The sequence below is a fragment of the Cellvibrio sp. BR genome (assembly GCF_000263355.1).
Taxonomy (GTDB): domain Bacteria; phylum Pseudomonadota; class Gammaproteobacteria; order Pseudomonadales; family Cellvibrionaceae; genus Cellvibrio.
In genome coordinates this window covers 169,756-196,432 of sequence record NZ_JH668203.1, presented here as the reverse complement: position 1 = coordinate 196,432, position 26,677 = coordinate 169,756, and the positions used below count along the sequence as shown (strand labels likewise).

The following is a 26,677-nucleotide window of genomic DNA, read 5'->3' as shown; positions in this document are numbered from 1 at the left end:
GCAAATATCAGGAATAACTTGTGAGTCAGTACAGCATCGACGATTTGCTCTATTTAATGGCGCGCCTGCGCGACCCTGAAGCCGGCTGCCCCTGGGATATCAAACAGGACTACGCCAGCATCGCCCCCTCCACGTTGGAAGAGGCCTATGAAGTGGTTGATGCGATTGAAAAGCAGGATTTTGTCCACTTAAAAGAAGAGTTGGGTGATTTACTGTTTCAGGTAATTTTCTACAGTCAGTTGGGCAAAGAGGAGCAGCGTTTTGAGTTTGCGAGCGTAGTATCGGATTTGGTCGCCAAACTGATTCGTCGCCACCCACATGTCTTTCCCGATGGAACCTTGCACAGCCGCGTAGACAATCGCCATACCTTGCCGGTCGATGTCAAAGCGCGCTGGGAGGCAATCAAACAGCAGGAGCGTGCTGCCAAAGGTGCGCAGGGTTTACTGGCCGATGTGCCGTTAAATCTTCCCTCGCTGAGCCGTGCGGCCAAACTGCAAAAACGCGCCGCGAGTGTGGGTTTTGATTGGGATGATGTGTACGGCCCCATCGCCAAAGTGCGTGAAGAATTGCTGGAAGTGGAAGCCGAGTTGGACTCGGGTGATCAACAGGCGCTGGAAGAAGAGCTGGGTGATTTATTGTTTGCGGTAGTAAACATTGCCCGCTACCAAAAAATCGACCCGGAACAGGCATTGCGTCGCGCCAATCACAAGTTTGAGCAGCGTTTTCACTATATCGAAACGCATTCGCCCAAACCCTTAACCGACGCGACGATTGATGAAATGAATCTGCTCTGGGATGAGGCAAAACAGCAGTAGCTGCGGTTCGCGGCACAAAGCGGTAGTTAGATTAGTAACAAAAAAGGCGCCTCTCTGGCGCCTTTTTTGTTGGTGTTTTCGTTATTGGTCTGTATCCAATTTGCGCTTGGGTTTTTGGATCACTAGAGTTTTAACCGCCGGTTTGGGGGTGGCGGGTTTTTGTCCGTTCGGTTTACTAGTGCGATTTTTGCCGGCGCCCGCGTTGGTGCCTGGGCGAGCGGGTTTATCACTCTTGTGATTAGCCTCTGGCCGCTGTTGGTTGCCCGCTGGTTTATTGTGCGCAGGGCGTTGCGATTTGTTGCGTGGCACTGCTCGCCCAACGGATTTAATCGCCGATGCGGGAATATTGACGGTTTCAGTCTTGTATTTACCTTGTTCGATTCCCTCCAGTGTCCAGTTGCCAATTTTAACCCGCACTAAACGCAGGGTAGGGTGACCGACCGCGGCTGTCATACGTCGCACTTGGCGATTGCGCCCTTCAGTGATCACAATTTCCAACCATTGGGTGGGAATATTTACCCGTGTGCGGATCGGCGGAACCCGCTCCCAGAGTTTGGGGGTGGCAATCAAGCGCACTTCGGCGGGTTGGGTCATGCCATCGTTCAGTTCAACACCCTGGCGCAATTTAGTCAGGGCATAGCTGTTGGGCGCCCCCTCGACTTGCACCCAGTAGGTTTTGGGCTGTTTGTGGGCGGGGTGGCTAATGTAGTGCTGCAAATCGCCATCGTCGGTGAGCAGTAGCAAGCCCTCGGAATCATGGTCGAGCCGCCCAGCGGGATAGACCTGAGGTACGTTGATATAGTCTTTGAGTGTGGCGCGGCCTTCACCATCGGTGAATTGCGAGAGCACGCCAAAGGGCTTATTGAACAGAATCAGGGTGGCCATAAATCACTACACAATTGACAGGGAACGAGCGGGGCATCAACCAAAAACGCGATTCTATCCGAGATCGCGCCCACTGCCATAGCAACTAATCCATGCATAAAAAGCGGTGGAGGTGTAGAATCGCCGCGCTCTGGCAAGGGGGAGTTCCCTGTGGCGGGGCTCTTTTTCTAAATTTTCATACTGTTAATGGTAGAGCTCACAAGGCCGAGCCGCATGAATTGATGGAGCCATCTGTAAATGACTGATTCAAAAATTATCTATACCCAAACTGACGAAGCCCCAGCCTTAGCAACTTACTCTTTACTCCCCATAGTCCAATCCTTTACCAAAACCGCCGGCATTGCCATCGAGACTCGCGACATTTCGCTCTCTGGCCGCATCATTGCTGCATTCCCCGAGCGTTTGACCGAAGCCCAGCGTATTGGTGATCACCTGGCTGAATTGGGCAAGCTGGCTACTACGCCTGAAGCCAACATTATCAAGCTGCCTAATATCAGTGCGTCTATCCCGCAACTGAAGGCCGCGATTAAAGAATTGCAATCACAGGGTTACAACCTGCCTGATTACCCTGAAGTACCATCGAATGACGATGAAAAAGACGCCAAAGCACGCTATGACAAAATTAAAGGTTCTGCGGTAAACCCGGTATTGCGTGAAGGTAACTCGGATCGCCGTGCACCACTGTCAGTAAAAAACTACGCGCGCAAAAACCCACACAAAATGGGTGCTTGGGCGGCTGACTCCAAATCTCACGTGGCGCACATGACGGCGGGTGATTTCTACGGCAGCGAAAAGTCAGCGCTGATCGCTGAGGCGGGCAGTGTAAAAATCGAATTGGTTGCCAACGATGGCAGCACTAAAGTATTGAAAGAGACAGTAAAAGTCCTCGCTGGCGAAATTATTGATGCCTCGGTACTGAGCAAAAAAGCACTGCGCAGCTATATCGCCGCGCAAATTGAAGACGCTAAAAACCAAGGTGTATTGCTCTCTGTACACCTGAAAGCCACCATGATGAAAGTGTCTGACCCGATTATCTTCGGTCACTTTGTCTCGGTGTTCTACGCGCCAGTGTTGGAAAAACACGCGGCGGTATTGAGCGAGTTGGGCGTAGACCTGAACAACGGTTTGGGCGATCTCTACGCTAAAATCAAATCCCTGCCAGCGGATAAACAAGCGGAAATTGAAGGCGACATCAAAGCGCTGTACGCCACTCGCCCCGCATTGGCGATGGTGAATTCAGACAAGGGCATCACCAACCTGCACGTACCGAGCGACGTGATTGTAGATGCCTCCATGCCAGCGATGATTCGCGATTCCGGCAAAATGTGGAATACCGAAGGCAAACTGCAAGATACCAAAGCCTGTATTCCTGATCGCTGCTACGCCGGTATCTACCAAGTGGTTATCGACGATTGTAAAAAACACGGTGCGTTTAACCCAACCACTATGGGCAGCGTGCCTAACGTAGGCCTGATGGCGCAAGCCGCTGAGGAATACGGTTCACACGACAAAACTTTCCAAATCGCTGCTGACGGTGTTGTACGTGTAGTAGATGCAGCGGGCAAAGTGTTGATTGAACAAACGGTTGAGCAGGGCGATATCTTCCGTATGTGCCAAGTGAAAGATGCACCCATCCAGGATTGGGTAAAACTGGCCGTTAATCGCGCCCGCGCATCAGGCACTCCAGCGGTGTTCTGGTTGGATCCAAAACGCGCGCACGACGCCCAACTGATCGCCAAGGTAACTACCTACCTGAAAGACCACGATACCAGCGGCCTTGAGATTTACATCAAAACCCCGGAAGAGGCGATTCAATACTCGCTCGACCGTATCCGTGCCGGTAAAGACACCATCTCTGTGACCGGTAACGTATTACGCGATTACCTCACCGATCTGTTCCCCATTATGGAACTGGGCACATCGGCAAAAATGTTGTCGATTGTTCCCTTAATGAACGGCGGCGGTCTGTTTGAAACTGGCGCTGGTGGTTCCGCACCGAAGCACGTGCAACAGTTTGTAGAGGAAGGTCATCTGCGCTGGGACTCACTGGGTGAGTTCCTGGCTCTGGCTGAATCCCTGGATCACTTTGGCAATGTGACTCACAACGCCAAAGCCAAAGTATTCGCCAAGACCTTGGATCAAGCCAACGGCAAGTTCCTCGATGAAAACAAATCTCCCGGTCGTGCGGCGGGTGAATTGGATAACCGTGGCAGCCACTTCTATCTGGCTTTGTACTGGGCGCAAGCTCTGGCAGCCCAAACTGAAGATGCTGCATTGCAAGCGCAATTTGCACCGGTAGCCAAAACCTTGACTGAAAACGAAGCCAAGATTGTGGATGAACTCAAAGCTGCTTCTGGCAAGCCGGTTGATTTGGGTGGTTACTACCGTCCCGATGTGGCCAAAGCCTCTGCGGCTTTGCGCCCAAGTGCAACCTTTAATGCGGTATTGGCCAGCTTGGTGTAATAGCTCTAAAGCGTTGCATTAAGTGTGAACAACGCGAAAAGCCCTCCGTAGTGATACGGGGGGCTTTCTTCTTGATGCCTTTTTTATTAGCTAGGCAGGGACAGCCTTGGCGTGATGGCTAATTGGCTGTGCGGTGGCTTCAGGTACTTTGATCTCGACGGCATGCAAGCCTTTGTCGCCCTTGGTAATCTCAAAGCTAACGGCCTGTCCGGCTTTCAAGGTTTTATAACCTTCCATCGCGATGGCCGAATAGTGTGCAAATAGATCTTCGCCACCCTCGTCCGCCAGGATAAAGCCATAACCTTTTGCGTTATTGAACCACTTAACTGTGCCTGTAGGCATGATTGAATCCTTTTGTCCGCGCGATACCAGGAAAAATTGGTATCGCTATCGTTATTATTTTCCCAAGTGTTATAACAACTCGGGGGTATGGACTTGGTGCTCTACTCCAGGTGAAGCATGCGCATTGTGCGGCCTACTAAAACGATTTAGGCGCAATCTGCACAATATGACGTATTTGTGTACGTCGGCGGTCTTTTTTTATCCAACATTTGACCCAAAGTCAAGCATTCATCCGTATCAACGCCCATTAGGGCTTGTTATGCCAATGGGGTACAATGCGGCTTGTCGACCAATCATTTTTATTTTGTATTGAATCTCTATGGGCAATCTCCAAAACCTTCAACTAACCTTAGCTAAAGACGATGATCATTCTGTTGATGAGTCGGATGGCGGCCTTGCTGTTCTAACGGAAAAGCCGAAGCTAAAACGACCACCCATGTACAAGGTGATGTTGCTAAATGACGATTACACCCCAATGGATTTTGTGGTGGAAATATTGGAAGTGTTTTTTTCCATGTCGCGCGAGAAAGCAACACATGTGATGTTAACGGTACATGTTCACGGCAAAGCGGTTTGTGGCATCTATACTCGGGATATAGCTGAAACTAAAGCCGCGCAAGTGAATCAATATGCAAGAGAGAATCAGCACCCGCTGCTGTGTGAAATAGAAGCGGTAGAAGATAGTGACTAAAGAAGTTTGACAATCTTTTTAGGGCTGTAATATCGATTGCTTATGGGATTGTTCAGATGTTATTCAGCTGTTGAAGGTTTAGATAAGGTCACTGCAGTGCGAAGAGATTTTAAATTTGTTGGTTAGAAGAGGGTATGCGCAATGTTAAGTAAAGATCTGGAAGTAACCTTAAATCTTGCTTTCAAAGGTGCGCGCTCCAAGCGTCACGAATTTATGACTGTTGAGCATTTACTTCTGGCGCTCATCGATAATGATTCGGCTGCGAATGTGTTGCGTGCGTGTGGGGCAGATTTAATCAGTTTACGTAAAGAGCTGATCGAATTTGTCGATTCCACCACCCCTTTGATCCCCGAACACGACTCTGAGCGGGAAACCCAACCTACGCTCGGTTTTCAGCGTGTATTACAACGCGCCGTGTTTCATGTGCAGTCTTCTGGCAAACAAGAAGTTACTGGCGCGAATGTGCTGGTTGCGATTTTCAGTGAACAGGAAAGCCAGGCTGTTTACTACCTCAAACAACAAAGCATTGCGCGTATCGATGTGGTGAATTACATCACCCATGGTATTCACAAAGTAAGTGGCAGTAGCGATCACAGCCACGATCATCAAGCTCCGCAAGAAAATCAGGATGAAGAATCCGTTAGTGGCGAATCAAGTTCACAAAGCCCACTGGAAAATTTCGCCAGTAATTTAAACGAAGCCGCAATGCAGGGGCGCATCGACCCGTTGGTTGGTCGTGAATTTGAAGTGGAGCGTGTCTGTCAAATTCTCGCTCGTCGCCGCAAAAATAACCCCCTGTTGGTGGGTGAATCCGGTGTGGGTAAAACCGCTATTGCAGAAGGTTTGGCAAAGCGCATTGTGGATGGTGATGTGCCCGAGACCTTGGCGGATAGTGTTGTCTATTCGCTGGACTTGGGTGCTTTATTGGCCGGTACCAAATATCGCGGTGATTTTGAAAAGCGCTTCAAAAGTTTGCTGAATGAACTGAAAAAGCAAAAGAACTCTATTTTGTTTATCGATGAAATTCACACCATTATCGGTGCAGGCGCTGCATCGGGCGGGGTAATGGATGCTTCCAATTTGCTTAAGCCACTGTTGTCATCCGGCGAAATCCGCTGCATGGGCTCAACCACTTATCAGGAATACCGCGGTATTTTTGATAAGGATCGCGCGCTTTCCCGTCGTTTCCAAAAAGTGGATGTTAATGAGCCGACTGTCGACGAAACATACCAAATATTGAAAGGGTTAAAGAGCCGTTTCGAGAAGCATCACAATTTGCGTTACACCGATGCTGCCTTGCGTGCGGCAGCTGAACTTGCGGAGCGTTATATTAACGATCGCTTCCTGCCCGATAAGGCAATCGATGTAATTGATGAAGCCGGTGCGTATCAACAATTGCAAACGCCCAGCAAGCGCAAAAAAACAATCGGCGTAACAGATGTGGAAAACGTCGTTGCCAAAATCGCGCGCATTCCTCCAAAAAGTGTGTCGTCTTCCGACAAAGAACAGCTGCGTAAGCTGGATCAGAATTTGAAGATGACCGTATTTGGTCAGGATGAGGCCATCGACACCCTGTCCACCGCGATTAAACTGTCGCGCGCCGGTTTGGGTTCAGCGGAGAAACCTATTGGTTCCTTCCTGTTTGCAGGCCCCACCGGGGTAGGTAAAACCGAAGTCTGCCGCCAGTTGGCGCAATGTATGGGTATGGAGTTAATTCGCTTCGATATGTCCGAATATATGGAGCGCCATACAGTATCGCGTTTGATTGGTGCCCCACCGGGTTATGTCGGTTTTGATCAGGGTGGTTTGTTGACGGATGCCATCACCAAACAACCCCATTGCGTGTTGTTGTTAGATGAAATTGAAAAGGCGCATCCAGAAGTCTTTAACTTACTGTTGCAGGTTATGGATCACGGTAGTCTGACCGATAACAATGGGCGCAAAGCGGATTTCCGCAATGTCATTTTGATTATGACCACCAACGCGGGTGCTGAAGTGATGAGCCGGGCGTCCATCGGCTTTACCCATCAAGACCACACCACCGATGGTATGGAAGCGATTAAAAAGATGTTTACGCCGGAGTTCCGCAACCGACTGGATGCGATTGTGCAGTTTGCATCACTAACCTTGAATACCATCAAAACGGTAGTTGATAAGTTCTTGATGGAATTGCAAACCCAGTTGGACGATAAGCACGTAACGCTCGACATTAGCGATGCGGCGCGTGAGTGGCTGGCAATTCACGGTTACGACGTAAAAATGGGGGCTCGCCCTATGGCACGGTTGATTCAAGACAAGCTGAAAAAACCAATGGCGGAGGAGATATTGTTTGGCTCTTTGTCTCACGGTGGTGGAACGGTTACGGTAGATGTGGATGCGGTGGAAGACAAGCTCACTATTGAGGTCAATGCCAAGCACGCACAACCAGCTTGATCTGCTCTGATTCGAAAAAGGGAAAAAACAAAAAAGCCGCTAATTGCGGCTTTTTTGTTGCTTACTCGCGGTATTTTTCTATCAGTCCTGCCATTTCAGCAGGGCTTGGGGGATTAACGAGCGCGGTAAGTAATACGACCTTTAGTCAGGTCATAGGGAGTCATCTCAACCTTGACCTTGTCGCCAGTAAGAATACGGATATAGTTTTTGCGCATCTTGCCGGAGATGTGTGCAATAACCACATGTCCATTTTCCAATTTTACGCGGAAGGTAGTGTTGGGCAGTGTATCAACCACTTCGCCTTCAAATTCAATGCAATCGTCTTTTGCCATGCGGCAGTTTCCTCAGGTTTTCAATAGTTCTTGCCTGTTGCAGGGTGCGACAGGAGGGGGTAAAAAAATAGGCGTGAATTGTGCCTTAATTAACCAGCGGCGCCAAGGGGAAAGCCCATAAAAGGCAGTTTTTGAGTGAATTATGCAGTAACTTCGCTGCAAATATGAGCACAGATCGTGCGGTGATCTGTGCGGCTGCGGTAATGGCCTAGTTAAGTCGCATCCAGCGGCGGTTGACCAATAGTTCCAGCGGGCGGTATTGGATCTTGTATTTCATCTTGTCGCATTCCTTTATCCAATAACCCAAATAGACATAATCCAGATTCATGCTGCGTGCTTTTTCAATCTGCGCCAGTATGGCGAACTTGCCCAAGCTGCGCTGATCAAGCCCAGCCTCGTAGAAGGTGTAAACCGCTGACAATCCGTCCCCCAGTTGGTCGCAAACACAAACCCCAATAAGTTTTTCACCTAACCGCAGCTCAATAAACTGGGTGATTCCCCATTCACTGGTTAAAAATGCCTTGTATTGCTCTTCCGAGGGCGGATACATATCACCGCTTTGGTGGCGGTTTTCGATGTAGCGCGCATAGAGGCTGTAGTGCTCTTCAGTATTTATATTGTTAGTGATATTCAGTGAAATATCGCTGTTCTGCTGTAAACAGCGGCGCTGTGAACGATTAGGTTTAAATAACCTGACGGGAATACGGCAGGACACGCAAGCCTGACAACGCAGGCATTGCGGGCGATACAAATGTGCGCCGCTACGACGAAAGCCAAGTTGTGACAATTGGGTATAAAGCGAAGGGTCTATTTCGGCTGCCGGATCCACAAAAACCGTCGTTGCCTCTTGCCCATCCAAATAGCTACAGGGATGAGGTTGGGTGGCAAATAACTTGAGGGTAGATAGATCGGACATGATTGCCTCGCGCAGATCCGTGTTATGCCCAGGGTTCAATCGTAAGGCTTGACCAAGGCAAAGAATACACTGCAGGTTCCTGAGTAAAGTTTATCAGTATTTGCTGAAATTCTTCACGCGGGATTTCAATTGCCCCCAAACTAAATAAATGATCGTTAGCCACTTGGCAGTCGATTAATTGAAAATCCCAATGGCGTAACTGCCGCACCAAATGAGCAAAGCCTACTTTTGATGCATTATCGGCACGGCTGAACATGGATTCCCCAAAAAATACCCGTCCTAAAGCAATGCCATACAACCCGCCTACTAATTCATTGTTCTGCCAAACTTCCACCGAGTGAGCAAAACCGCGTTTATGTAACGCGCAATAGCCCGCAATAATCTCTTCGCTGATCCAAGTGCCGTCGGCATAACTGCGCGGCGCAGCGCAGGCGCGCATTACCGCTTCAAAACAATAATCAAAAGTCACCCGGTATATTCCTTTGCGCAGGGTTTTGCTCAGGCTTTTGGATAGGTGCAATTGTTCGGGAAAGATGACTGTGCGCGGGTTGGGGCTCCACCAAAGAATAGGATCGCCGGGATTAAACCAGGGAAATATTCCTTTGCGATAAGCCGCCAGAATCCGTTCGGGTGATAGATCGCCCCCAGCAGCGACCAGGCCATCCGGATCTTCTAATGCTTGCGACGGGTCGGGAAACCAGAGGTTGTTAGTATCTAACCAGCTAAGTGAAGTCATGCAATCCTATTTTGAAAAACTTACGTATATATTAATAGGTTTATAGATAAGCGATGGCTATATCAATAAGTGTATTCAAATCACGCTCGGATAAAAATAATCGCGCATTTTTATCTGTAGTTGGCGCGTTTTTTGAGTGTAAATTTCCAGTGAGATACGAGTCAATAAATTGTTATTGCATTGAGTGCTTGTAAATTTTAGGGCTATGCTTAGTAGTATGAATGAACCTAATATTTAAATGCGTTTTAGGGTGGAATTTTGTTAATGGTTTGATTGTCTGTCTTTTGCCGCTTAAGTTGCTAACCCGAGGTAGATCATGAGTATTTTTAGTCATTACCGCGAGCGTTTCGAAACGACACAGCAGGAAGAATTATCAATTCAGGAATATTTGGAGCTCTGCAAAAAAGACCCCAGTGTCTACGCGTCCGCTGCGGAGCGTATGTTAATGGCCATCGGTGAACCCGAGATGGTTGACACCTCACAAGACCCGCGCCTCAGTCGAATTTTTTCTAACAAGATAATGAAGCGTTATAAGGTCTTTAATGAATTCTACGGTATGGAAGAGGCTATTCAGCAGATAGTCTCGTTTTTCAAGCACGCTGCACAAGGTTTGGAGGAGAAAAAGCAAATTTTGTATTTGCTTGGTCCGGTGGGCGGCGGTAAATCCTCGCTGGCAGAAATGCTTAAATCCTTAATGGAAAAAATGCCCATCTATTGCATCAAGGGTTCGCCGGTTTTTGAATCGCCCTTAGGTTTGTTTAACGCCGATGAGGATGGAAAAATCCTGCAAGAGGATTACGGTATCCAGCGGCGCTATTTAAAAACTATTATGTCGCCTTGGGCCGCCAAACGGCTGCGGGAGTTTAATGGCGATATTACCCAATTCAAAGTAGTGAAGGTTTACCCCTCTATTCTTGAGCAAATTGCGATTACTAAAACCGAGCCGGGTGATGAAAACAATCAGGATATTTCATCGCTCGTAGGTAAGGTGGATATTCGTCAGCTAGAAGAATTTCCGCAGAACGATCCGGATGCCTACAGCTTCAGCGGCGGCTTGTGTCGCGCCAATCAGGGGTTGATGGAATTTGTGGAAATGTTCAAGGCACCCATCAAGGTCTTGCATCCACTTTTAACCGCAACGCAAGAGGGTAACTTCAATAGTACCGAAGGGCTGGGCGCTATTCCATTTGATGGAATTATTCTGGCGCACTCCAACGAATCCGAGTGGCAAAACTTCCGCAACAACAAAAACAATGAGGCCTTTATCGATCGGGTTTATATCGTCAAAGTGCCTTATTGTTTGCGTGTGACGGAGGAGATGAAAATTTACGAGAAATTGTTGCAAAACAGTTCGCTCTCCAAAGCGCCCTGTGCTCCCGACACCTTGCGTATGCTTGCGCAATTTACGGTGTTGTCTCGTATTAAAGAACCGGAGAACTCCAATATTTTCTCCAAAATGCGAATTTATGACGGGGAAAATTTAAAGGATACAGATCCTCGCGCAAAATCTTTGCAGGAGTACAAGGACGCTGCTGGTGTGGACGAAGGTATGACAGGTTTGTCTACCCGCTTTGCGTTTAAGATTTTATCCAAAGTGTTTAATTTTGATCCAACAGAAATTGCCGCTAACCCAGTACATTTAATGTATGTGTTGGAGCAGCAAATTGAACAGGAACAATTCCCCAAAGAGGTGCAAGACAAATATCTCAATGCCTTAAAAGAATACATTTCGCCCAAGTACGTGGACTTTATCGGTAAAGAGATTCAAACCGCCTATCTGGAGTCCTACGCGGAGTATGGGCAAAATATTTTTGATCGCTATGTTACCTATGCGGATTTCTGGATTCAGGATCAAGAGTATCGCGATCATGAAACCGGTGAAATTCTTAATCGTGCTTCATTAAACGACGAGCTGGAGAAAATTGAAAAACCAGCGGGCATTAGTAACCCTAAGGATTTCCGCAACGAAATTGTCAATTTTGTGTTGCGTGCCAAAGCCAATAACGCCGGTAAAAACCCGGATTGGCGTAGCTATGAAAAATTGCGCATAGTGATTGAGAAAAAAATGTTCTCCAATACCGAGGATCTACTGCCGGTTATTTCTTTCAATGCCAAAGCCTCGGTGCAGGACAAGAAAAAACATCAGGACTTTGTACAGCGTATGGTGGAGCGCGGCTATACCGAAAAACAAGTGCGCTTGCTATCTGAGTGGTATTTGAGAGTAAGAAAATCCCAGTAACTGATTATCGGGCGGTTATTGATGTGTGTTTTCGCATCAATAGCCGCCGGAGTGGGTGAGTAAACCTTAAGGTTGAAATATGAGTTACATTATTGATCGACGCCTCAATGCCAAAAATAAAAGCGCGGTAAATCGTCAGCGATTTTTACAGCGCTATCGCCAACAAATTCAAAAAGCTGTGTCTGATGCGGTTAATCAACGCTCCATTACCGACATAGATAAGGGGGGCAAGGTCAGTATTCCCACACGGGATATCAATGAGCCCACTATTTATCACGGTCAAGGTGGGTATAACGAGCGCGTATTGCCAGGCAATAAGCAGTATTCCGAAGGCGATAAAATTGCGCGCCCGCAGGGTGGTGAAGGGCAGGGCAGCGGCGGCCAAGCCAGCGACTCCGGTGAGGGGGAGGACGACTTTTCGTTTACCTTATCGCAAGAGGAGTTTCTGGACTTTATGTTTGAAGGACTGGAATTACCTAATCTGGTTAAGCGCCAGTTGTCTGGTCTTGAAGAATTTAAAACCGTGCGCGCTGGTATCGCCAATGAAGGCCAGCCGGGACGTATTAATATTGTGCGCTCTTTACGCTCGGCGAACATGCGCCGTATCGCCTTAACCGCGGGCAAGCGGCGCCAGTTAGATGAATTGCATGCTGAGTTGGTCGCTCTGGATAAACAACCCGATTCCCCTGCAAAAAAAGCCCGCATGAGTGAATTATTGGAAGCTGTTGCCAAGTTAGAAAAGGCGATTGGCCGTATTCCCTGGTTGGATACCTTTGACCTCAAATACAACTTGCATATCAAACAGCCTATTCCACGTTCCAAAGCCGTGATGTTTTGTTTGATGGATGTATCTGGCTCCATGGATCAAGGCACTAAAGATATTGCAAAACGTTTTTTTATTTTGTTGTATTTATTTTTGCAGCGAAATTACGAAAAAATAGAAATAGTTTTTATCCGCCATCACACCATTGCCAAAGAAGTTAATGAAGACGATTTTTTCCATTCGCGTGAAACAGGAGGCACAGTCGTATCCAGCGCACTGCGTTTAATGCAGGAAATTATTCAGGATCGTTACTCTCCCGAAATTTGGAATATTTATGGCGCACAAGCGTCAGATGGCGATAACTGGGGAGAGGATTCAGATCTTTGCCGCGATATTTTGATTGATGAGTTATTACCCAATTGCCAATATTTTTCCTACATAGAAATTACTCAAAACCAACATCAAGCGCTCTGGGAAACCTACGATACCATTCATGCAGAATATCCTGAGCGTTTTGCGCTGCAGCATATTCGCGATGCTAGTGATATCTACCCGGTGTTTCGTGAACTTTTTCATAAGAAGGTCGCATGAGTAAACCACTGTTTACCACATCAGAATGGAGTTTTGATTTAATTCGGGATGTCGATGCAGTGCTGAGTGAGCTGGCTGCCGAATTTGGTTTGGATACTTACCCCAATCAAATTGAAGTGATTAGCTCTGAGCAAATGATGGATGCCTATTCATCGGTAGGTATGCCAATTGGCTACCACCATTGGTCCTACGGAAAACAACTGTTAAGTACGGAGCACTCCTATAAACGTGGTCAAATGGGGCTGGCTTATGAGATTGTGATTAACTCCAACCCCTGCATTGCCTATTTAATGGAAGAAAATACCATGACCATGCAGACGCTGGTCATTGCTCATGCCTGTTATGGGCACAATTCTTTTTTTAAGGGGAACTATTTATTTCGTACCTGGACTGATGCCAGTTCGATTATTGATTATCTAGTGTTTGCTAAAAATTATATCAGTAAGTGTGAAGAGCGTTATGGTGTTAGTGAAGTGGAAAATATTCTGGACTCGTGTCATGCGCTTATGAATTATGGGGTCGATCGCTATAAACGTCCCTCGCCCATTTCGGCCCATGAAGAGGAGCGCCGCCAAAGTGAGCGTGAGGAGTATTTACAAAAACATGTCAATGATTTGTGGCGCACCATTCCCAAGTCGGCCGTGCAAGATCCTGAAAAAAACGTACCACGGTACCCCCCTGAACCCCAAGAGAATATTTTATATTTTCTGGAAAAAAATTCACCGCTACTTGAGCCATGGCAGCGGGAAATTATCCGCATAGTGCGTAAAATTGCCCAGTATTTTTACCCCCAACGGCAAACCCAGGTCATGAATGAAGGCTGGGCAACCTTTTGGCATTACACTTTATTGAATGAACTTTATACGCGCGGTTATGTAACTGATGGGTTTATTCTGGAGTTTTTACAATCCCATACCAGTGTAGTGGCCCAGCCTGCTTATGATCATCCTTATTTCAGTGGGATTAATCCTTACGCACTGGGTTTTGCGATGATGAGCGATATTCGCCGCATCTGCGAAAATCCTACGGACGAAGACAGGCACTGGTTCCCGGAAATTGCCGGCTCCAATTGGAAAGAGACATTGCAGTTTGCGATGAAAAATTTCAAAGATGAAAGTTTTATTTTGCAATTTCTGTCGCCCAAAGTAATGCGTGATTTAAAACTGTTCAGTATTGTCGATGATGACGAACAAGAAAAAATCCGGGTGGATGCAATCCACAACGAAAAAGGCTTTAAGAAGCTGCGCGAAAATTTGGCGGGACAATACAATTTGGGTAATCGCGAACCCAATATCCAGGTTTACAGTGTTGATGTGCGCGGCGACAGGTCGTTGACCCTACATCACTACATGCATAATCGCCGTCCATTGGCTGGCTCAACCCATGAAGTACTAAAACATTTGCACCGTTTGTGGGGGTTTGATGTGCATTTGCATTCGGTGGATGGTGGTGAGATAAAACAAAGTTATCACTGTCCGCTGCAAAAACCTGACTATTGAAATTGATTCAAATGCGCTGGTAGCGAAGAATTTGACCGCTAAAGTTTTGGCGCCCTTCTTGAGTGTGTACCTGCACCTTGTTTTGGCTGTGTGAGTAACCCAGTGAGAGCATTTTTTTACTGAATTTGGCGTGATGGCCGCGACCTGGATCAATCAGAATAACTTGGCATTGGGCTGCTGCATGTTGATTGATAAATCCTGCCAGCAATTCAACATGCTCTGCTTCATAGAGCAAATCGCTGCCAATAATCACATCAAACAAGCCCAGGTCGCTCAGCGCATCACTCCAACCTGTGCGTACAAATGGAATCAAACGATCTTTATTTAGCTGGGTATTTTTGTTGAGAAAATCTGCCACGCCAGGGTGATAATCTGTAGCCGTAATATCGGCACGGCGATGATTAAGGATTAAACTCGCCAGCGCGATGCCACAGCCCACTTCTAAAATTCGTTTTCCTGCAAAATCAAATTCCGCCATTAAATGTGCCAGCACTTCACCCGATGGCCATACAATGCCAAATATCGGCCAGGATGCCGACGAAATACCCAAGGCAGCGGCAGCACCCTCATCATCAGAAAATTCCTGATTATCGCGCAGGCTACGAATATGGATATCAGTGGTGCCAAACTCAAGGGTTTGGTAGCGAACGCGAAGGGTTGTCATGATTTGCCTATAAAAAGTGATACAAAGCAGCTCATGCGAAAGACTGGGGCGCTTGGCGAGAACATCATTCTACGGTGTTTTAAAGGCTAAAACCTGAATTTCGCTGTAATGGAACTTATTATTACTGTTCGTGTCATTTACTCGTGCCTTTTTGGAATAACCAATAATAATCTGGATCAGCGATGAACTATTTTCTCCTAACAGCCCTCGTGCTGCTGTTTGCTAGCTCACTTTGCCATGCTCGTGAAATCGCCCTTACCTTTGACGATGCGCCAACACCCGATTCAGCATTAATGACCGGCGCCGAGCGAACCCGAAAGCTGATCGATATATTGGTGAAAGCCAAAGTTCCAGATACATTATTTTTCGTGAAAGCGGACTACATAAATAAAGATACGCAACAACGTTTGGAACAGTACGCTGCTGCTGGTTTCCATCTTGCCAATCACAGCTATAGCCATCAATCAGCCAGTGAGCTGGGATTGCTGGATTACCCTGCCGATGTTTATAAAGCGCATTTATTATTGAAGTCACAAAAAAATTTTTTACCTTACCATCGTTTTCCGTACTTGCATTACGGTAAAGACTTGGCGGCTATCATTGCTTTGCAGCAGTCGCTTACTGATCTGGGGTATAAAGACGGTTACGTTACTATTGATAATTTTGATTGGTACATTAGTTCGCTGCTAACTAAAGCCGCAGAAGATAAAAAAACACTCAATTACGATAACGCGCGAAAATTTTATGTGGATACACTGTATGAATCCATCGAGTTTTATGACGCAATCGCTAAAAAAACTCTCGGGCGTTCGCCACGGCATGTAATGCTTTTACACGAAAACGATGCGGCAGCATTGTTTGTCGGTGATCTTATTGCGCATTTGCGCGCTAAAGGTTGGAAAATTATTACTCCTCAAAAAGCCTATGAGGATCCTATCGCCCGTAACTTTCCCAATACTGTATTTCACAAGCAGGGCCGAGTTGCTGCTATCGCCAATAGCAAAGGTGTTCCTGAGTCTGAATTGCGTCATCCATCGGAAAATGAACAGTATCTTGATCAGGCTTTTGCGAAAGCGGGTGTGCTTGTTGATCTCTAGTCAGTAAATCGAAATAACCAATCAATAATTGCTAATCACCAATAACTAAGGAAATTAAATGTCATTCAAGAAGGTGTTTTTGTTGTCCTGCATTTTAGGAGCTAATAGTGTTGCAACTAGTGTTTATGCCAGCGAAATACCGCCTTTTGGTTATCCTGCGTATGAAACAAGAAGTATTCATGCGAATAGCAATAATAAGGATTATGAGCTTTATATACAGCTGCCAAAGTCTTATTGGGACACTAAAACTGCTTATCCGCTAATCATCGTTAATGACACTAGTTGGGGCTTTCCGATTACCAATGGTGCTATGGCTCTAATGGGTGGGAATGTAGTAAAAGAGGCTATTGTTGTAGGTGTTTCTTATTCAAAGGGTGATGATCGCACGATCAGTCGTACGCGGGATTATACTCCAACCTATTCCCCTGAGGAGTCTAACGGTCATTCATCAGCAGCACGTAAAGCCTCTGGTCATGCGAAAGAGTACACTGCTTTTCTTGCTGATCAGGTTATTCCGTTATTGAAAAATTCTTATCGTGTCGATGCTAATAATAAAATTCTCGTTGGTCATTCATTTAGTGGCTTGTTAGGTTGCTATATTTTGGTCAACAGACCTGAGATATTTGATCACTATATTATTGGCAGTCCTTCATTGTGGTATGACAACAAAGTGATTTTTGAGATGGAGAAGCGATACGCAGAAAAAAATAAATCCTTAAGTGCACATGCAATGATTTATGCTGATCAAAATGATAGCAGCTTGAATAATAAACAAATGGCTGATGATGTATTGGCTTTTGAAAAAGTCTTGCGCTCGCGTAATTATGCCGGGCTGGATTTGCAGGTTGAAATTATAAAAGGAGAAAATCATCACAGTGTATTTCCCGGATTATTATCTCGTGGTTTGATGGCGGCAATTCCTCTGAAAAATTAATCGGTTAAAGTTAAAGTTATATACATGAATTTAATTAGTTTTTCGTTGCTTATTTCGTTGGTCATGTTTTCAATAGCATCATATGCACTTGAATCCAATCAATTTACAATGCCACGTACCAAGGTGGAAATATTGCAAGATCCGGCTACAAAACGTAGCTATGAGATTCATATCCAGCTTCCCATCAGTTATACGCCGGAGAAAAAGTATCCGGTGGTGTATATGACAGATTCACCTTATACATTTCCCATTGCCGTTGGTGCGGCACGGTATCCGGCAAATGCTAAAAAGATGGAGGATGTTCTGTATGTGGGCATTTCATGGCAGACCGATGTAAGTCCGGGGTTTAGCCGTCAGCGCGATTACACACCCACAATAGTGACCAAGGGTTATAGAGATCCAACGGGTGAAGCAGATAAACATCTCAGGTTTATTCGCGAATCCATTATTGGTCATATCGAGGGAAACTACTCGGTTGATCCTGCGAACCGTACCTATTTGGGGAATTCTTATGGCGGGTTGTTTGGTGCTTATATTTTATTAACGCACCCGGAAACCTTTGCGAATTATATTTTGGGCAGCCCTTCATTCTGGTGGGACAATAAAACCATTTTTGCGCTTGAAGCGAAAACCAAAGCGCTGACGAGTGGTGTCGTTGCTAATGTATTTATTTCCGTAGGAATGGATGAATATGCGAATTCCGAAAGTACCAAGAATGATTTGCGTGGTGATGCACGTAGATTCCATGAACAGTTAAAACTAAGGCAATTGCCCAAGATGAAATTGGAATTGCGAGTAATTGAATCAGCCAACCATGAGACCGCATTCCCAACAACGGCAATACAAGGCTTGTGGTGGCTGTTTAATAAAAAAGATGGCGTAGCTATCTAATACCGATGATCCAATCATTGGGCCAAAATGCGCAGTATGACTACACGGGTTAACTGCGCATTTTGTTTTTAACGCATCAACTCATATACACACATATTTACCGCAGACGCTAAATTCAGCGATTCAATTGCTCCACAGCCAGCAATGGTAAACGCTTGTGCATTCATCGCCTGCAGTGCCTCGCGTGGCACACCGCGTGCTTCGTTGCCAAACACGTAACAATCAAAATGTTTGAAGCTATTATCGCTGAGCGATTTTCCGTTCATGTCTAGGGTGGCGATGGATTGAAAACGCGACGCGATAGACTCTAGCGGTACATCCAATTCCATTGGTACATGAAAAATCGCGCCCATGCTGGAGCGAATCACTTTGGGATTGTAGGGGTCTACCGAGCCGGGGCTTAGCAGGCAGCGAAAATTACCGAACCAGGCGAGGCTGCGCAAAATAGTCCCGAGGTTACCCGGGTCTTGCACTTCATGCAGGTAAATCGCACGTTCATTTTGGTTGCTGGTTTTTGCAGATGGCAACAGCGGTGCGACGGCGATAATACCTTGCGGAGTTTTGGTGTCCGATAGCTGTGCCATATTTTTTTCGCTGACCAGATTCTTTTTAAACCGGCTGGAAAAGTGTTGGTAGTTTTCAGTTACAAATAATTCACAGTTTTGTAAAGCCGCGTTGTTCTCGGCGGCTTTTTCCAGCTCCAGAATCAGGTGTTCACCTTCCACCAAAAAATGGCCGAATTCCGTACGGTACTTTTTTTGGTGAAGTTTTTTAATGTCATCGATTTTTAACTGCATCTTATTGGCCTTGTAAATCGGCGAGAATGGCTTTAGCAACGGCTTCGGCAACTTTAATACCATCGACACCTGCCGACAAAATACCACCAGCGTAACCAGCACCCTCACCGGCGGGGTATAAACCGCGAGTATTTAAACTCTGCAATGATTCATGTTCGCGGGTAATACGCACAGGTGATGAGGTACGGGTTTCAATGCCGGTAAGGATGGCATCGTCGCGATCAAAGCCGCGAATTTGTTTGCCAAATTCTGGCAGAGCTTCGCGTATCGCTTCGATCACATAATCGGGCAGTGACGAGGCCAAATCACCCAACAACACGCCAGGTTTATAAGAGGGTTCGACTTCCCCAAATTCGGTTGAGGCTTTGCCGCGAATAAAATCACCCACCAATTGCCCAGGTGCGCAGTAATCTTTGCCGCCTAATTCAAAAGCGTGTGATTCGAGTTTCTCTTGCAGTTCAACACCGGCGAGAGGGCCGCCGGGGAAATCTTCTGCGGGATTAATACCCACCACTATGCCGGAGTTGGCGTTGCGTTCGTTGCGCGAATATTGGCTCATGCCATTGGTAACAACGCGATTGGGTTCCGAAGTGGCGGCTACCACGGTTCCACCGGGGCACATACAAAAACTGTACACCGCGCGGCCATTTTTAGCGTGATGGACAACTTTATAATCGGCGGCGCCGAGTTCAGGGTGGCCTGCGTATTTGCCCAAACGCGCCTCATCAATTAATGATTGTGGGTGTTCGATACGAAAGCCAACCGCAAACGGTTTTGCTTCTACATACACACCGCGTTCATGTAATTTGCGAAAAGTATCGCGTGAGCTGTGGCCGAGTGCGAGTACTACATAACGGCTGCGCAGTGTTTCACCATCGGCCAGTGTTACCCCTTCAATGCGGCCATTTTCGATCAGAAAATCAGTGACTCTACTTTCAAAGCGCACTTCACCGCCGAGGCTTTTAATTTCTTCGCGCATCGCGGCAACTACGCCGGTCAAACGGAAAGTACCTATGTGCGGTTTGCTCACATACATAATTTCTTCCGGCGCACCGGCGCGCACAAATTCGTGCATCACTTTGCGACCGTAAAACTTTGGATCTTTAATTTGGCTGTAGAGTTTTCCGTCAGAAAATAAACCGGCACCACCTTCACCGAACTGTACGTTGGATTCGGGTGTTAGTACCTTGTTGCGCCACAGCGCCCAGGTGTCCTTGGTGCGGCTGCGCACATCTTTACCGCGCTCCAACACAATCGGTTTAAAACCCATTTGCGCAAGAGTGAGTGCGGCGAATAAACCGCAGGGGCCAAAACCTATCACCAGCGGGCGCTCGCTTAAATCGGTGGGCGCTTCCGCAACGGGGTAGTAATTAGTGTCCGGCGCGGGGCGAATATTTTTGTCGTCGGCAAAACGGCTGAGAATTTTCTCTTCGTTGGTTACATTTAAATCGATGATGTAAACAAACATGATCTCGCTATTTTTTTTGCGCGCATCGTAACTGCGTTTAAACACAGTGAAATCAAGCAAATCTGCGTCTTTGATTTTCAGGCGTTTAACGATGGCAGTGCGCAGAGCTTCGGTAGGGTGGTCCAACGGCAGTTGCAGTTCGGTAATGCGAATCATAATGGCTCCTGGCCGGTAACTTTCCGGCAAAGGGATAGGTAAAAGAATAATAGAGCAATGAAGTGGCGCGTATTTTACGCTGGTTTCTAGCTATGCGTCACTGGCTGTAGCTGAGTGCTTTTGTTTTATCGTTCCTTAGGGCATACAATAGCAACCCTTTTGGGCTCATTTTCTGTGAGCCTACGCCCATCTCTCCAGAACACTTGTGATATTTATGGCTCGATCCAAAAGCAGTAACCGTTGGTTGGAAGAACACGTCAACGATCCCTATGTTAAAAAGGCGCAAGTGGACGGCTATCGCGCGCGCGCGGCTTATAAGCTGCTGGAGTTGAATGAAAAAGATAAGCTGATTCGTCCCGCTATGATGGTGGTGGATTTGGGGTCGGCTCCGGGTAGCTGGTCGCAAATCGCTGGGCGTTTGGTCGGGGTAAAAGGGCGGGTGATCGCGTCGGATATTTTGCCGATGGATTCATTGGAGCACGTGGATTTTATTCAGGGTGATTTCACGGAAGAGGTGGTGTTTAATCAAATCATGGAGAAGCTCGGCGGTAACCGCGCTGATGTGGTGATCTCGGATATGGCGCCCAATATCAGCGGCGTGGATGCGGTAGATCAAGCATCGTCCATGTACCTGGTTGAGCTTGCACTGGATATGGCGCGCAGTGTGTTAAAACCTAAAGGGGATTTTGTCGCCAAGGTTTTTCACGGTGAAGGCTACGATGATTACGTGAAAGAAGTGCGTACTTCATTTGAAAAAGTGGTGATTCGTAAGCCCGATGCATCGCGCCCGCGTTCGCGCGAAGTGTATGTGGTGGGTAAGGGATTTAAAGGGTAATCAAATCTTGATGCGCATTACGCATTACGCGTCGCCCATCAAGTTCAGCTTCATTCTCGGTATCAGTCCCAAGATTATTTTCAATATTAAGAGCTGCGTACGACTAATTCCGTGGCGAGCATTTGCGAGCTCACGGTTTCATCGCCGTTAATTTGTTTAAGAATTTTTTCTACCAATAATTTTCCGCCCGCGTGAATATTCTGGCGAATGGTTGTCAGCGGTGGGCTAAAGAACGGGGCGATAGGAATATCGTCAAAACCTACGACTGAAACATCCTCTGGTACGCGATAACCTTGTTGTTGCAGAGCGTTAATCGCACCCATGGCGATGTTGTCGCTTGCGGCAAAAATGCCATCAAAATCCAATTCGCCTTGCAGTAATTCATTCACGTGATTAAAACCGGATTCAATGGAAAACGCCGCTTGCACGTGGCGCTCCTGAGTTGCTAATCCCGCTTTTTTGAGGACATCAAAATAACCTTGAAAGCGCTGGTTAATTTCCGGGTGGGCAATATCGCCTAAAAAAACCAAACGTTTACAGCCGCGTTGGAGTAAATGCTGCGCCGCAATTTGGCCGCCCTGATAATTATCGCTGCCCACCACGCAATATTGCGTATCCGGTGTTGCGGCGCCCCATACCACCAGTGCATCACCCATAGCGTGCAGTTTTTGCAGCGGCGTATCGTCGCGCCCTGTGCCTATCACAATAATGCCATCGGAACGTTTGGAGCTGAGCAGATGGGAATGCCAATCGTCGCTGGTAATGGCGGGGCTGGAAAACAATAAGCTGTAATTATGCTGATGTAATTCATCGGCAATTGCGCCGATCATATCCATCATAAACGGGTCAGAAAATTTTTGGCCGTCGTGGGTTTGGGCGTTAATTACGACTGAAATAGCATGGCTGCGTTGCAGGCGTAAATTGCGGGCGCCGGTGTTGAGTTTGTAATTCATTTCGCGCGCGAGCGCCTGAATTTTTTCCCGCGTTTGTTCGTTGATAATCGGGTTGTTATTCAGTGCGCGGGAGACGGTAGATTCCGCCACTCCGGCGCGTCGTGCGATGTCGGCAATGGAGACTGGCGGCGATGACATTTTACTCATGAGATAACAACACCCTGATTCTGTTGGGTGCATGGTATGTAAGTCGTTTGTTTTATACAACCGCGCGCCGGTTTACGTTATTTGCTTATGCGTTTTAAATGAAAAATAAGCAGAAAAATACAAGCCATAGGTATCAGCGCTAAATAAAACGCAGTTTGGCCACTGAACTGATTAAACACCGTGCCGGTGATAATCGAGCCGGTAGTGCCGCCCAAGGCGGAGAAAATAATAATCAAACCCGTCATGGATGATTGTTGGCGCTGGGGCAGGGAGCTGAGCACTAGCGAATTAAGCAGCGGGTAGATGGGCGCCATAAACAAACCAATCAGCGGGAAAATATAAGCCGCCAACGGCAGGTTAAACCAGTGGCTGTCGGCCTTGGCTTCCACATTGTGGGCGAGGGGCAGGGTGAGAATAACCAGCGTTGCCATAGCCAAAATACAGCCGGCGAGAAACAGGTGCCAGGGAATAAAACGCAGCAGCCAGCCCGCACCCAAACGCCCCAAGGCCAGACTGAGCGCAAATAAACTGGTGATCTGCACGGCGATACTCGCGGGTAGTCTGAGCACTTCACTGTTAAAAGTGGGCAGCCAGGTACCTATGCCTTGTTCGATCAGTACGTACAAAAACATCGCGCCCATAAAGCTGTATACCAAGGGCCGTAATACCAACTTGAGCATGGCAATAAAGTCTTCAAAGGGACTGGTTACCGGTGATGCTGGGTTGGGGTTGGTAGTGAGTTTACTAGTGGGTTCGGTAGTGAGTTCAGTTGTGGAATCAGTAGCTGGGCGATCATCAAATTTAACCGTGAACATCAGCAACAAGTTGAAGGCGCAGAGTCCGGCAATCAGCCAATACACATTAAGCCACGCGCTGCTGGCTGGGTTCTGGTCATCGATAAACGCACTGAAAATCCAATAGCCCGATAAGACCCCGCACATAAAAATCCCTTCAATGCTGTTGAGCAGGCTGGCGTGGTTTTGCTTGCTGTTGGTGAGCAGTCCCACGCTGGCATAGACCGAGACTTTAATCAGCGCAAATGCTGAGCCTACGCAGAGAAAAAACAATTTAGTCGCCCAAAAACTGGCAATCACCGGCATGGCGAGACAGGCCAACAACACCAGCGCTACCGCTATCAGCATGGCTTTGCGGTAGCCGAGGCGGGGCAGTAGCGAGGCGACAAAAAACGACACTATGGCGATGGGTAAATCCTTAAAACCTTCCAGCAGCGCTGCGCTTTCTTTGCTTACGCCAAAGCTGTTGATGGATTGCAATATGACTATGCCGACGCTGTTCAGCAGTAAGCCGAACAGGAAGTAGTTGCACATGAGCACCAGAATCATCAGGTGTCGGTTGGTGATTGCCATAACACTGTTCTCGTTATTGTGTTTTTTGTCGCGCCATTGTTATTAACGGCGTTAAGTATCTCCCGAGAAATGAGTCTAATCACCTATTTTTCCTTTGGCAATCGTTTGCAGGTTTTTTCGCAATCGTTTGCAAAATATATTGCAAACGATTGCAATTTGATTTTTTGAGTTCTAATATTATTTGGACAGGGGCTTTGCAAGGGTGAAGTTCCTGCGGCAAGAGGCAACACAATCAACACAGAACGATAGCAATCCAACAATAACTAGCCCACGACAGGGGAGAACCCATGAAAATCAATCTACTTACACGAGCCATTATTAAGGTTAATCATCACCGTAAATCCTGCCTGAACCTTGCCCTTGGTGCGGTTGCGCTGGGTTTGGTGCAGGCGCCAGTGATGGCGCAGGACGGCGGTGACACAATTGAAGAGTTAATCGTTACCGGTACGCCGGGCGGTGCCAGCGTGAAGCGCTTTGATGCCAGCTTCGCGATTTCCACGGTGGACGATGCAGAGATCAAACAAGTATCCCCAGCCAGTACCGCCGATTTATTAAAAACCATCCCCGGTGTGTGGGTGGAGAGTTCGGGCGGTGTGTCTGGCGCCAATATTTTTGTGCGTGGTCTGCCCAGTGGTGGCGATGCCGATTTTGTCACCGTAGCGATTAATGGCCTGGCAATTTTCCCGGCACCGACTTTGTCGTTTATGGAGAACTCCACCCTGTTCCGGGTGGATGAAACCATTGAGCGGCTGGAGGGTTTGCGCGGTGGCCCCAACCCCGTGTACTCCAACGGCCAAGTGGGATTAACCACTAACTTTATTTTGAAAGAGGGTGGTGAAGAGACGGAAGGCGCGCTGCGTTACACCACCTCGGATTACGATTTGCAACGCATCGACGGTATGGTCAGTGGCAAGCTCGCGGACGACTTGTATTACATGATCGGCGGTTATGTCAGCTCATCGCCCGGTGTGCGCGATGCCGGTTTTAATGCGGAAGAGGGTCATCAGTTCACCGTCAACCTCACCAAAATCCTCGATAACGGCAAAGCCAATCTGTTCCATCGCAGCACCGACGACCACGGCACCTGGTATTTGCCGGTGGCGCTGGATGTAAACGGTGTTGAAACCGGGTTGGATGCGGGTTACACCCAGGTCGGCCAACGCAATCGCCACGTATTAGTGCCTATGTCTGGCGCGGATGGCAACGGCGGTTCGGCGATCAATTGGGAATCCATGGATATGGGCGAAGGGCGCGGTTGGGATGGCAGTGTGACCGGCGGCTCGCTGGAATTAAACCTGGCCAATGACTGGACCTTTATCGATCGCTTCAGTTTGACCAAAGGTGATGCCGATACTTTTGGTTTTGTGCCTCAGGGCGCAGCAGTGACCTTGGGCAGTTTGAATGGTGGCGTAGCTGGTGAGACAGTGACCGGTGCACCCCTTGCGGCCAACCAACTGGTGCAACAATTTGGCCCCTGGGTGGTAAAAAAAGATATCAGTGCGTTTAACAACGATTTAAGCCTGGGCAAGCGCTGGGACGATTTTAAACTCACCCTCGGCTATTACAGTTCCGCATGGGATGTCAGTGAGCAATGGTCCATTGGCAATCAAAAATGGTATCAACTGGGTCACAACGGCGAGCAAGTCAGTGCAGCGAGTATTAGTGATCCCTGCCAGGGGGCTGATGTTGCCACCTGTGGTTGGAAATACGATGTGGATGCCCGCGGCGACGCCCGTGAAAATGCGTTTTATATCGCCGGTGAAACCTACATTGGCGATGTAACGCTGGACGCTGGTGTGCGCCTTGCGAATCGCCAAACCAGTTATGCAGTAGATGACGGCGCGCTGGATGGCCGCGATGATTTTTTTGTCGATGCCGATGAAAGTAACACTGCTTACACCGCTGCTGCCAACTGGAATTTCCGCGATGATATGGGTGTGTTCGTGCGTATCAACGACGGTTTTAAATACCCGGACTTTGATGCCTACCGCGATTTCCGTGGCGATTTTAACAACGGCTCGGATTTGATTATTGATGTGAGTCAGTTGGAGTTGGGTTACAAATTGTCGCGCGATAACTACTCACTTTATGCCACCGGTTTTTCCAACAAAACCAAAGGCCAACCTTTCTGTGATGTGGGCGCTGCCAGCTGTAGTCGTTTGGAAACCAAAGCAATTGGTGTAGAGCTGGATGGTAAATTGTACTTGGGTGATTTCACGCTGGATTTAAATGCGACAGTACAAGAACCAGAGATCGACAACGGACCACTGGCCGGTAATCAAGTACTGCGTCAACCCACCCACATGATGCGCTTAACACCGAGCTATAACCTCACGTTGGGCGGCAATGTGGAGACATCGCTCTACGCGACTTACAGTGTGATCAGTGATCGCTATGGTGATAATGCCAACACCAATACGTTGGACAGCTACACTAAATTGGATCTCGGTGTGCAAGTGAATATCGACAACCTGAATATCCAGTTAGCGGTAGACAATGCCACCGATGAGTTGGCGCTGACCGAAAGTGACCCTCGTGCGACTGGTGCATCGGCTAATGGCCGTTACATTCTGCCGCGCAATGTGAAGCTGAGCCTGGGTTACAACTTCTAATCCGCGCTATAGCCTTTGGAGCCGCGCCCAAGGCCGGCTCCCTTTTTGACT

At 47.6% G+C, this 26,677-nt stretch carries 21 protein-coding genes and 1 pseudogene; 12 read left to right on the top strand and 10 right to left on the bottom strand.

All coding sequences use genetic code 11. The features are described 5' to 3' along the window. The first annotated feature begins 20 nt into the window (after positions 1-20). Positions 21-815: a nucleoside triphosphate pyrophosphohydrolase gene (gene mazG / locus O59_RS14000; protein ID WP_007643850.1), complete on the top strand. Its 795-nt coding sequence runs from the start codon at positions 21-23 to the stop codon at positions 813-815. Positions 816-1,100: 285 nt separating this feature from the next. On the opposite strand, the pseudogene O59_RS13995 reads toward mazG, so the two are convergent. Next, positions 1,101-1,700 (bottom strand): annotated as a pseudogene (locus O59_RS13995) (pseudouridine synthase); the annotation flags it as partial. Between the two features lie 237 nt (positions 1,701-1,937). Here O59_RS13995 and O59_RS13990 point away from each other — a divergent pair. Beyond that, positions 1,938-4,163, top strand: a complete 2,226-nt coding sequence (locus O59_RS13990; RefSeq protein WP_007643846.1) for an NADP-dependent isocitrate dehydrogenase — start codon at positions 1,938-1,940, stop codon at positions 4,161-4,163. Between the two features lie 90 nt (positions 4,164-4,253). On the opposite strand, the gene cspD is transcribed toward O59_RS13990, so the two are convergent. Then, positions 4,254-4,505 (bottom strand): cold shock domain-containing protein CspD, encoded by a 252-nt coding sequence (gene cspD / locus O59_RS13985; protein ID WP_007643844.1) that lies wholly within the window; start codon positions 4,503-4,505, stop codon positions 4,254-4,256. Positions 4,506-4,824: 319 nt separating this feature from the next. Here cspD and clpS point away from each other — a divergent pair, with 319 nt between their 5' ends. Both clpS and clpA read left to right on the top strand, forming a co-directional pair. After that, positions 4,825-5,196, top strand: coding sequence for an ATP-dependent Clp protease adapter ClpS (gene clpS, locus O59_RS13980; RefSeq protein WP_040392735.1), 372 nt, complete (start codon positions 4,825-4,827; stop codon positions 5,194-5,196). Positions 5,197-5,337: 141 nt separating this feature from the next. Further along, positions 5,338-7,629, top strand: a complete 2,292-nt coding sequence (clpA, locus tag O59_RS13975) for an ATP-dependent Clp protease ATP-binding subunit ClpA (RefSeq protein WP_007643842.1) — start codon at positions 5,338-5,340, stop codon at positions 7,627-7,629. Between the two features lie 113 nt (positions 7,630-7,742). Here clpA and infA read toward each other — a convergent pair whose 3' ends face one another. The 3 genes from infA to aat all read right to left on the bottom strand — a co-directional run bounded on the left by infA (position 7,743) and on the right by aat (position 9,613). After that, complete coding sequence (gene infA / locus O59_RS13970; RefSeq protein ID WP_007643841.1) at positions 7,743-7,961, bottom strand: translation initiation factor IF-1; 219 nt, start codon at positions 7,959-7,961, stop codon at positions 7,743-7,745. 208 nt (positions 7,962-8,169) lie between these two features. Continuing rightward, on the bottom strand, positions 8,170-8,877 hold the full coding sequence (locus O59_RS13965) for an arginyltransferase (protein ID WP_007643840.1): 708 nt from the start codon (positions 8,875-8,877) through the stop codon (positions 8,170-8,172). Between the two features lie 22 nt (positions 8,878-8,899). Continuing rightward, positions 8,900-9,613, bottom strand: coding sequence for a leucyl/phenylalanyl-tRNA--protein transferase (gene aat / locus O59_RS13960; RefSeq protein ID WP_007643839.1), 714 nt, complete (start codon positions 9,611-9,613; stop codon positions 8,900-8,902). 316 nt (positions 9,614-9,929) lie between these two features. On the opposite strand from aat, the gene O59_RS13955 reads away from it, so the two are divergent. The 3 genes from O59_RS13955 (at position 9,930) to O59_RS13945 (ending at position 14,705) form a co-directional block, all read left to right on the top strand. After that, positions 9,930-11,852 (top strand): PrkA family serine protein kinase, encoded by a 1,923-nt coding sequence (locus O59_RS13955; RefSeq protein ID WP_007643838.1) that lies wholly within the window; start codon positions 9,930-9,932, stop codon positions 11,850-11,852. 79 nt (positions 11,853-11,931) lie between these two features. Next, positions 11,932-13,206, top strand: a complete 1,275-nt coding sequence (locus tag O59_RS13950; RefSeq protein ID WP_007643837.1) for a YeaH/YhbH family protein — start codon at positions 11,932-11,934, stop codon at positions 13,204-13,206. Further along, a complete protein-coding gene (locus O59_RS13945) occupies positions 13,203-14,705 on the top strand; it encodes a SpoVR family protein (protein ID WP_007643835.1) in 1,503 nt (500 codons plus the stop codon). Before O59_RS13950 ends, O59_RS13945 begins: the two co-directional genes overlap by 4 nt. A 7-nt stretch (positions 14,706-14,712) precedes the next feature. Here the strand turns inward: O59_RS13945 and O59_RS13940 are convergent, their stop codons facing one another. Then, positions 14,713-15,369, bottom strand: coding sequence for a methyltransferase (locus O59_RS13940; RefSeq protein ID WP_007643834.1), 657 nt, complete (start codon positions 15,367-15,369; stop codon positions 14,713-14,715). A 182-nt stretch (positions 15,370-15,551) separates the two neighbouring features. Between O59_RS13940 and O59_RS13935 the strand changes: the two genes are divergently transcribed. The 3 genes from O59_RS13935 to O59_RS13925 are packed head-to-tail and all read left to right on the top strand — an operon-like array spanning position 15,552 to position 18,291. Continuing rightward, positions 15,552-16,466 (top strand): polysaccharide deacetylase family protein, encoded by a 915-nt coding sequence (locus O59_RS13935; RefSeq protein WP_040392734.1) that lies wholly within the window; start codon positions 15,552-15,554, stop codon positions 16,464-16,466. Positions 16,467-16,524: 58 nt separating this feature from the next. Continuing rightward, the gene (locus O59_RS13930) at positions 16,525-17,400 is read left to right on the top strand and encodes an alpha/beta hydrolase (protein ID WP_007643831.1); all 876 of its coding nucleotides are present in this window, start codon (positions 16,525-16,527) and stop codon (positions 17,398-17,400) included. Between the two features lie 24 nt (positions 17,401-17,424). Then, complete coding sequence (locus tag O59_RS13925) at positions 17,425-18,291, top strand: alpha/beta hydrolase (RefSeq protein WP_007643829.1); 867 nt, start codon at positions 17,425-17,427, stop codon at positions 18,289-18,291. Between the two features lie 68 nt (positions 18,292-18,359). On the opposite strand, the gene O59_RS13920 is transcribed toward O59_RS13925, so the two are convergent. Continuing rightward, positions 18,360-19,088, bottom strand: coding sequence for an RNA methyltransferase (locus O59_RS13920; RefSeq protein WP_007643827.1), 729 nt, complete (start codon positions 19,086-19,088; stop codon positions 18,360-18,362). Between the two features lies 1 nt (position 19,089). After that, positions 19,090-20,712 carry an NAD(P)/FAD-dependent oxidoreductase gene (locus O59_RS13915; RefSeq protein ID WP_007643825.1) on the bottom strand — a complete coding sequence of 541 codons (1,623 nt, stop codon included), beginning with the start codon at positions 20,710-20,712 and terminating at the stop codon, positions 19,090-19,092. 214 nt (positions 20,713-20,926) lie between these two features. Between O59_RS13915 and rlmE the strand changes: the two genes are divergently transcribed. Beyond that, the gene (gene rlmE, locus O59_RS13910) at positions 20,927-21,547 is read left to right on the top strand and encodes a 23S rRNA (uridine(2552)-2'-O)-methyltransferase RlmE (RefSeq protein WP_007643818.1); all 621 of its coding nucleotides are present in this window, start codon (positions 20,927-20,929) and stop codon (positions 21,545-21,547) included. An 86-nt stretch (positions 21,548-21,633) separates the two neighbouring features. Here rlmE and O59_RS13905 read toward each other — a convergent pair whose 3' ends face one another. Together O59_RS13905 and O59_RS13900 are read right to left on the bottom strand one after the other, a co-directional pair. Further along, positions 21,634-22,647 (bottom strand): LacI family DNA-binding transcriptional regulator, encoded by a 1,014-nt coding sequence (locus O59_RS13905; protein WP_007643817.1) that lies wholly within the window; start codon positions 22,645-22,647, stop codon positions 21,634-21,636. A 77-nt stretch (positions 22,648-22,724) separates the two neighbouring features. Then, positions 22,725-24,014 (bottom strand): sugar MFS transporter, encoded by a 1,290-nt coding sequence (locus O59_RS13900; RefSeq protein WP_007643815.1) that lies wholly within the window; start codon positions 24,012-24,014, stop codon positions 22,725-22,727. Between the two features lie 287 nt (positions 24,015-24,301). On the opposite strand from O59_RS13900, the gene O59_RS13895 reads away from it, so the two are divergent. Further along, positions 24,302-26,626, top strand: coding sequence for a TonB-dependent receptor (locus O59_RS13895; protein WP_007643811.1), 2,325 nt, complete (start codon positions 24,302-24,304; stop codon positions 26,624-26,626). Positions 26,627-26,677 lie beyond the last annotated feature (51 nt).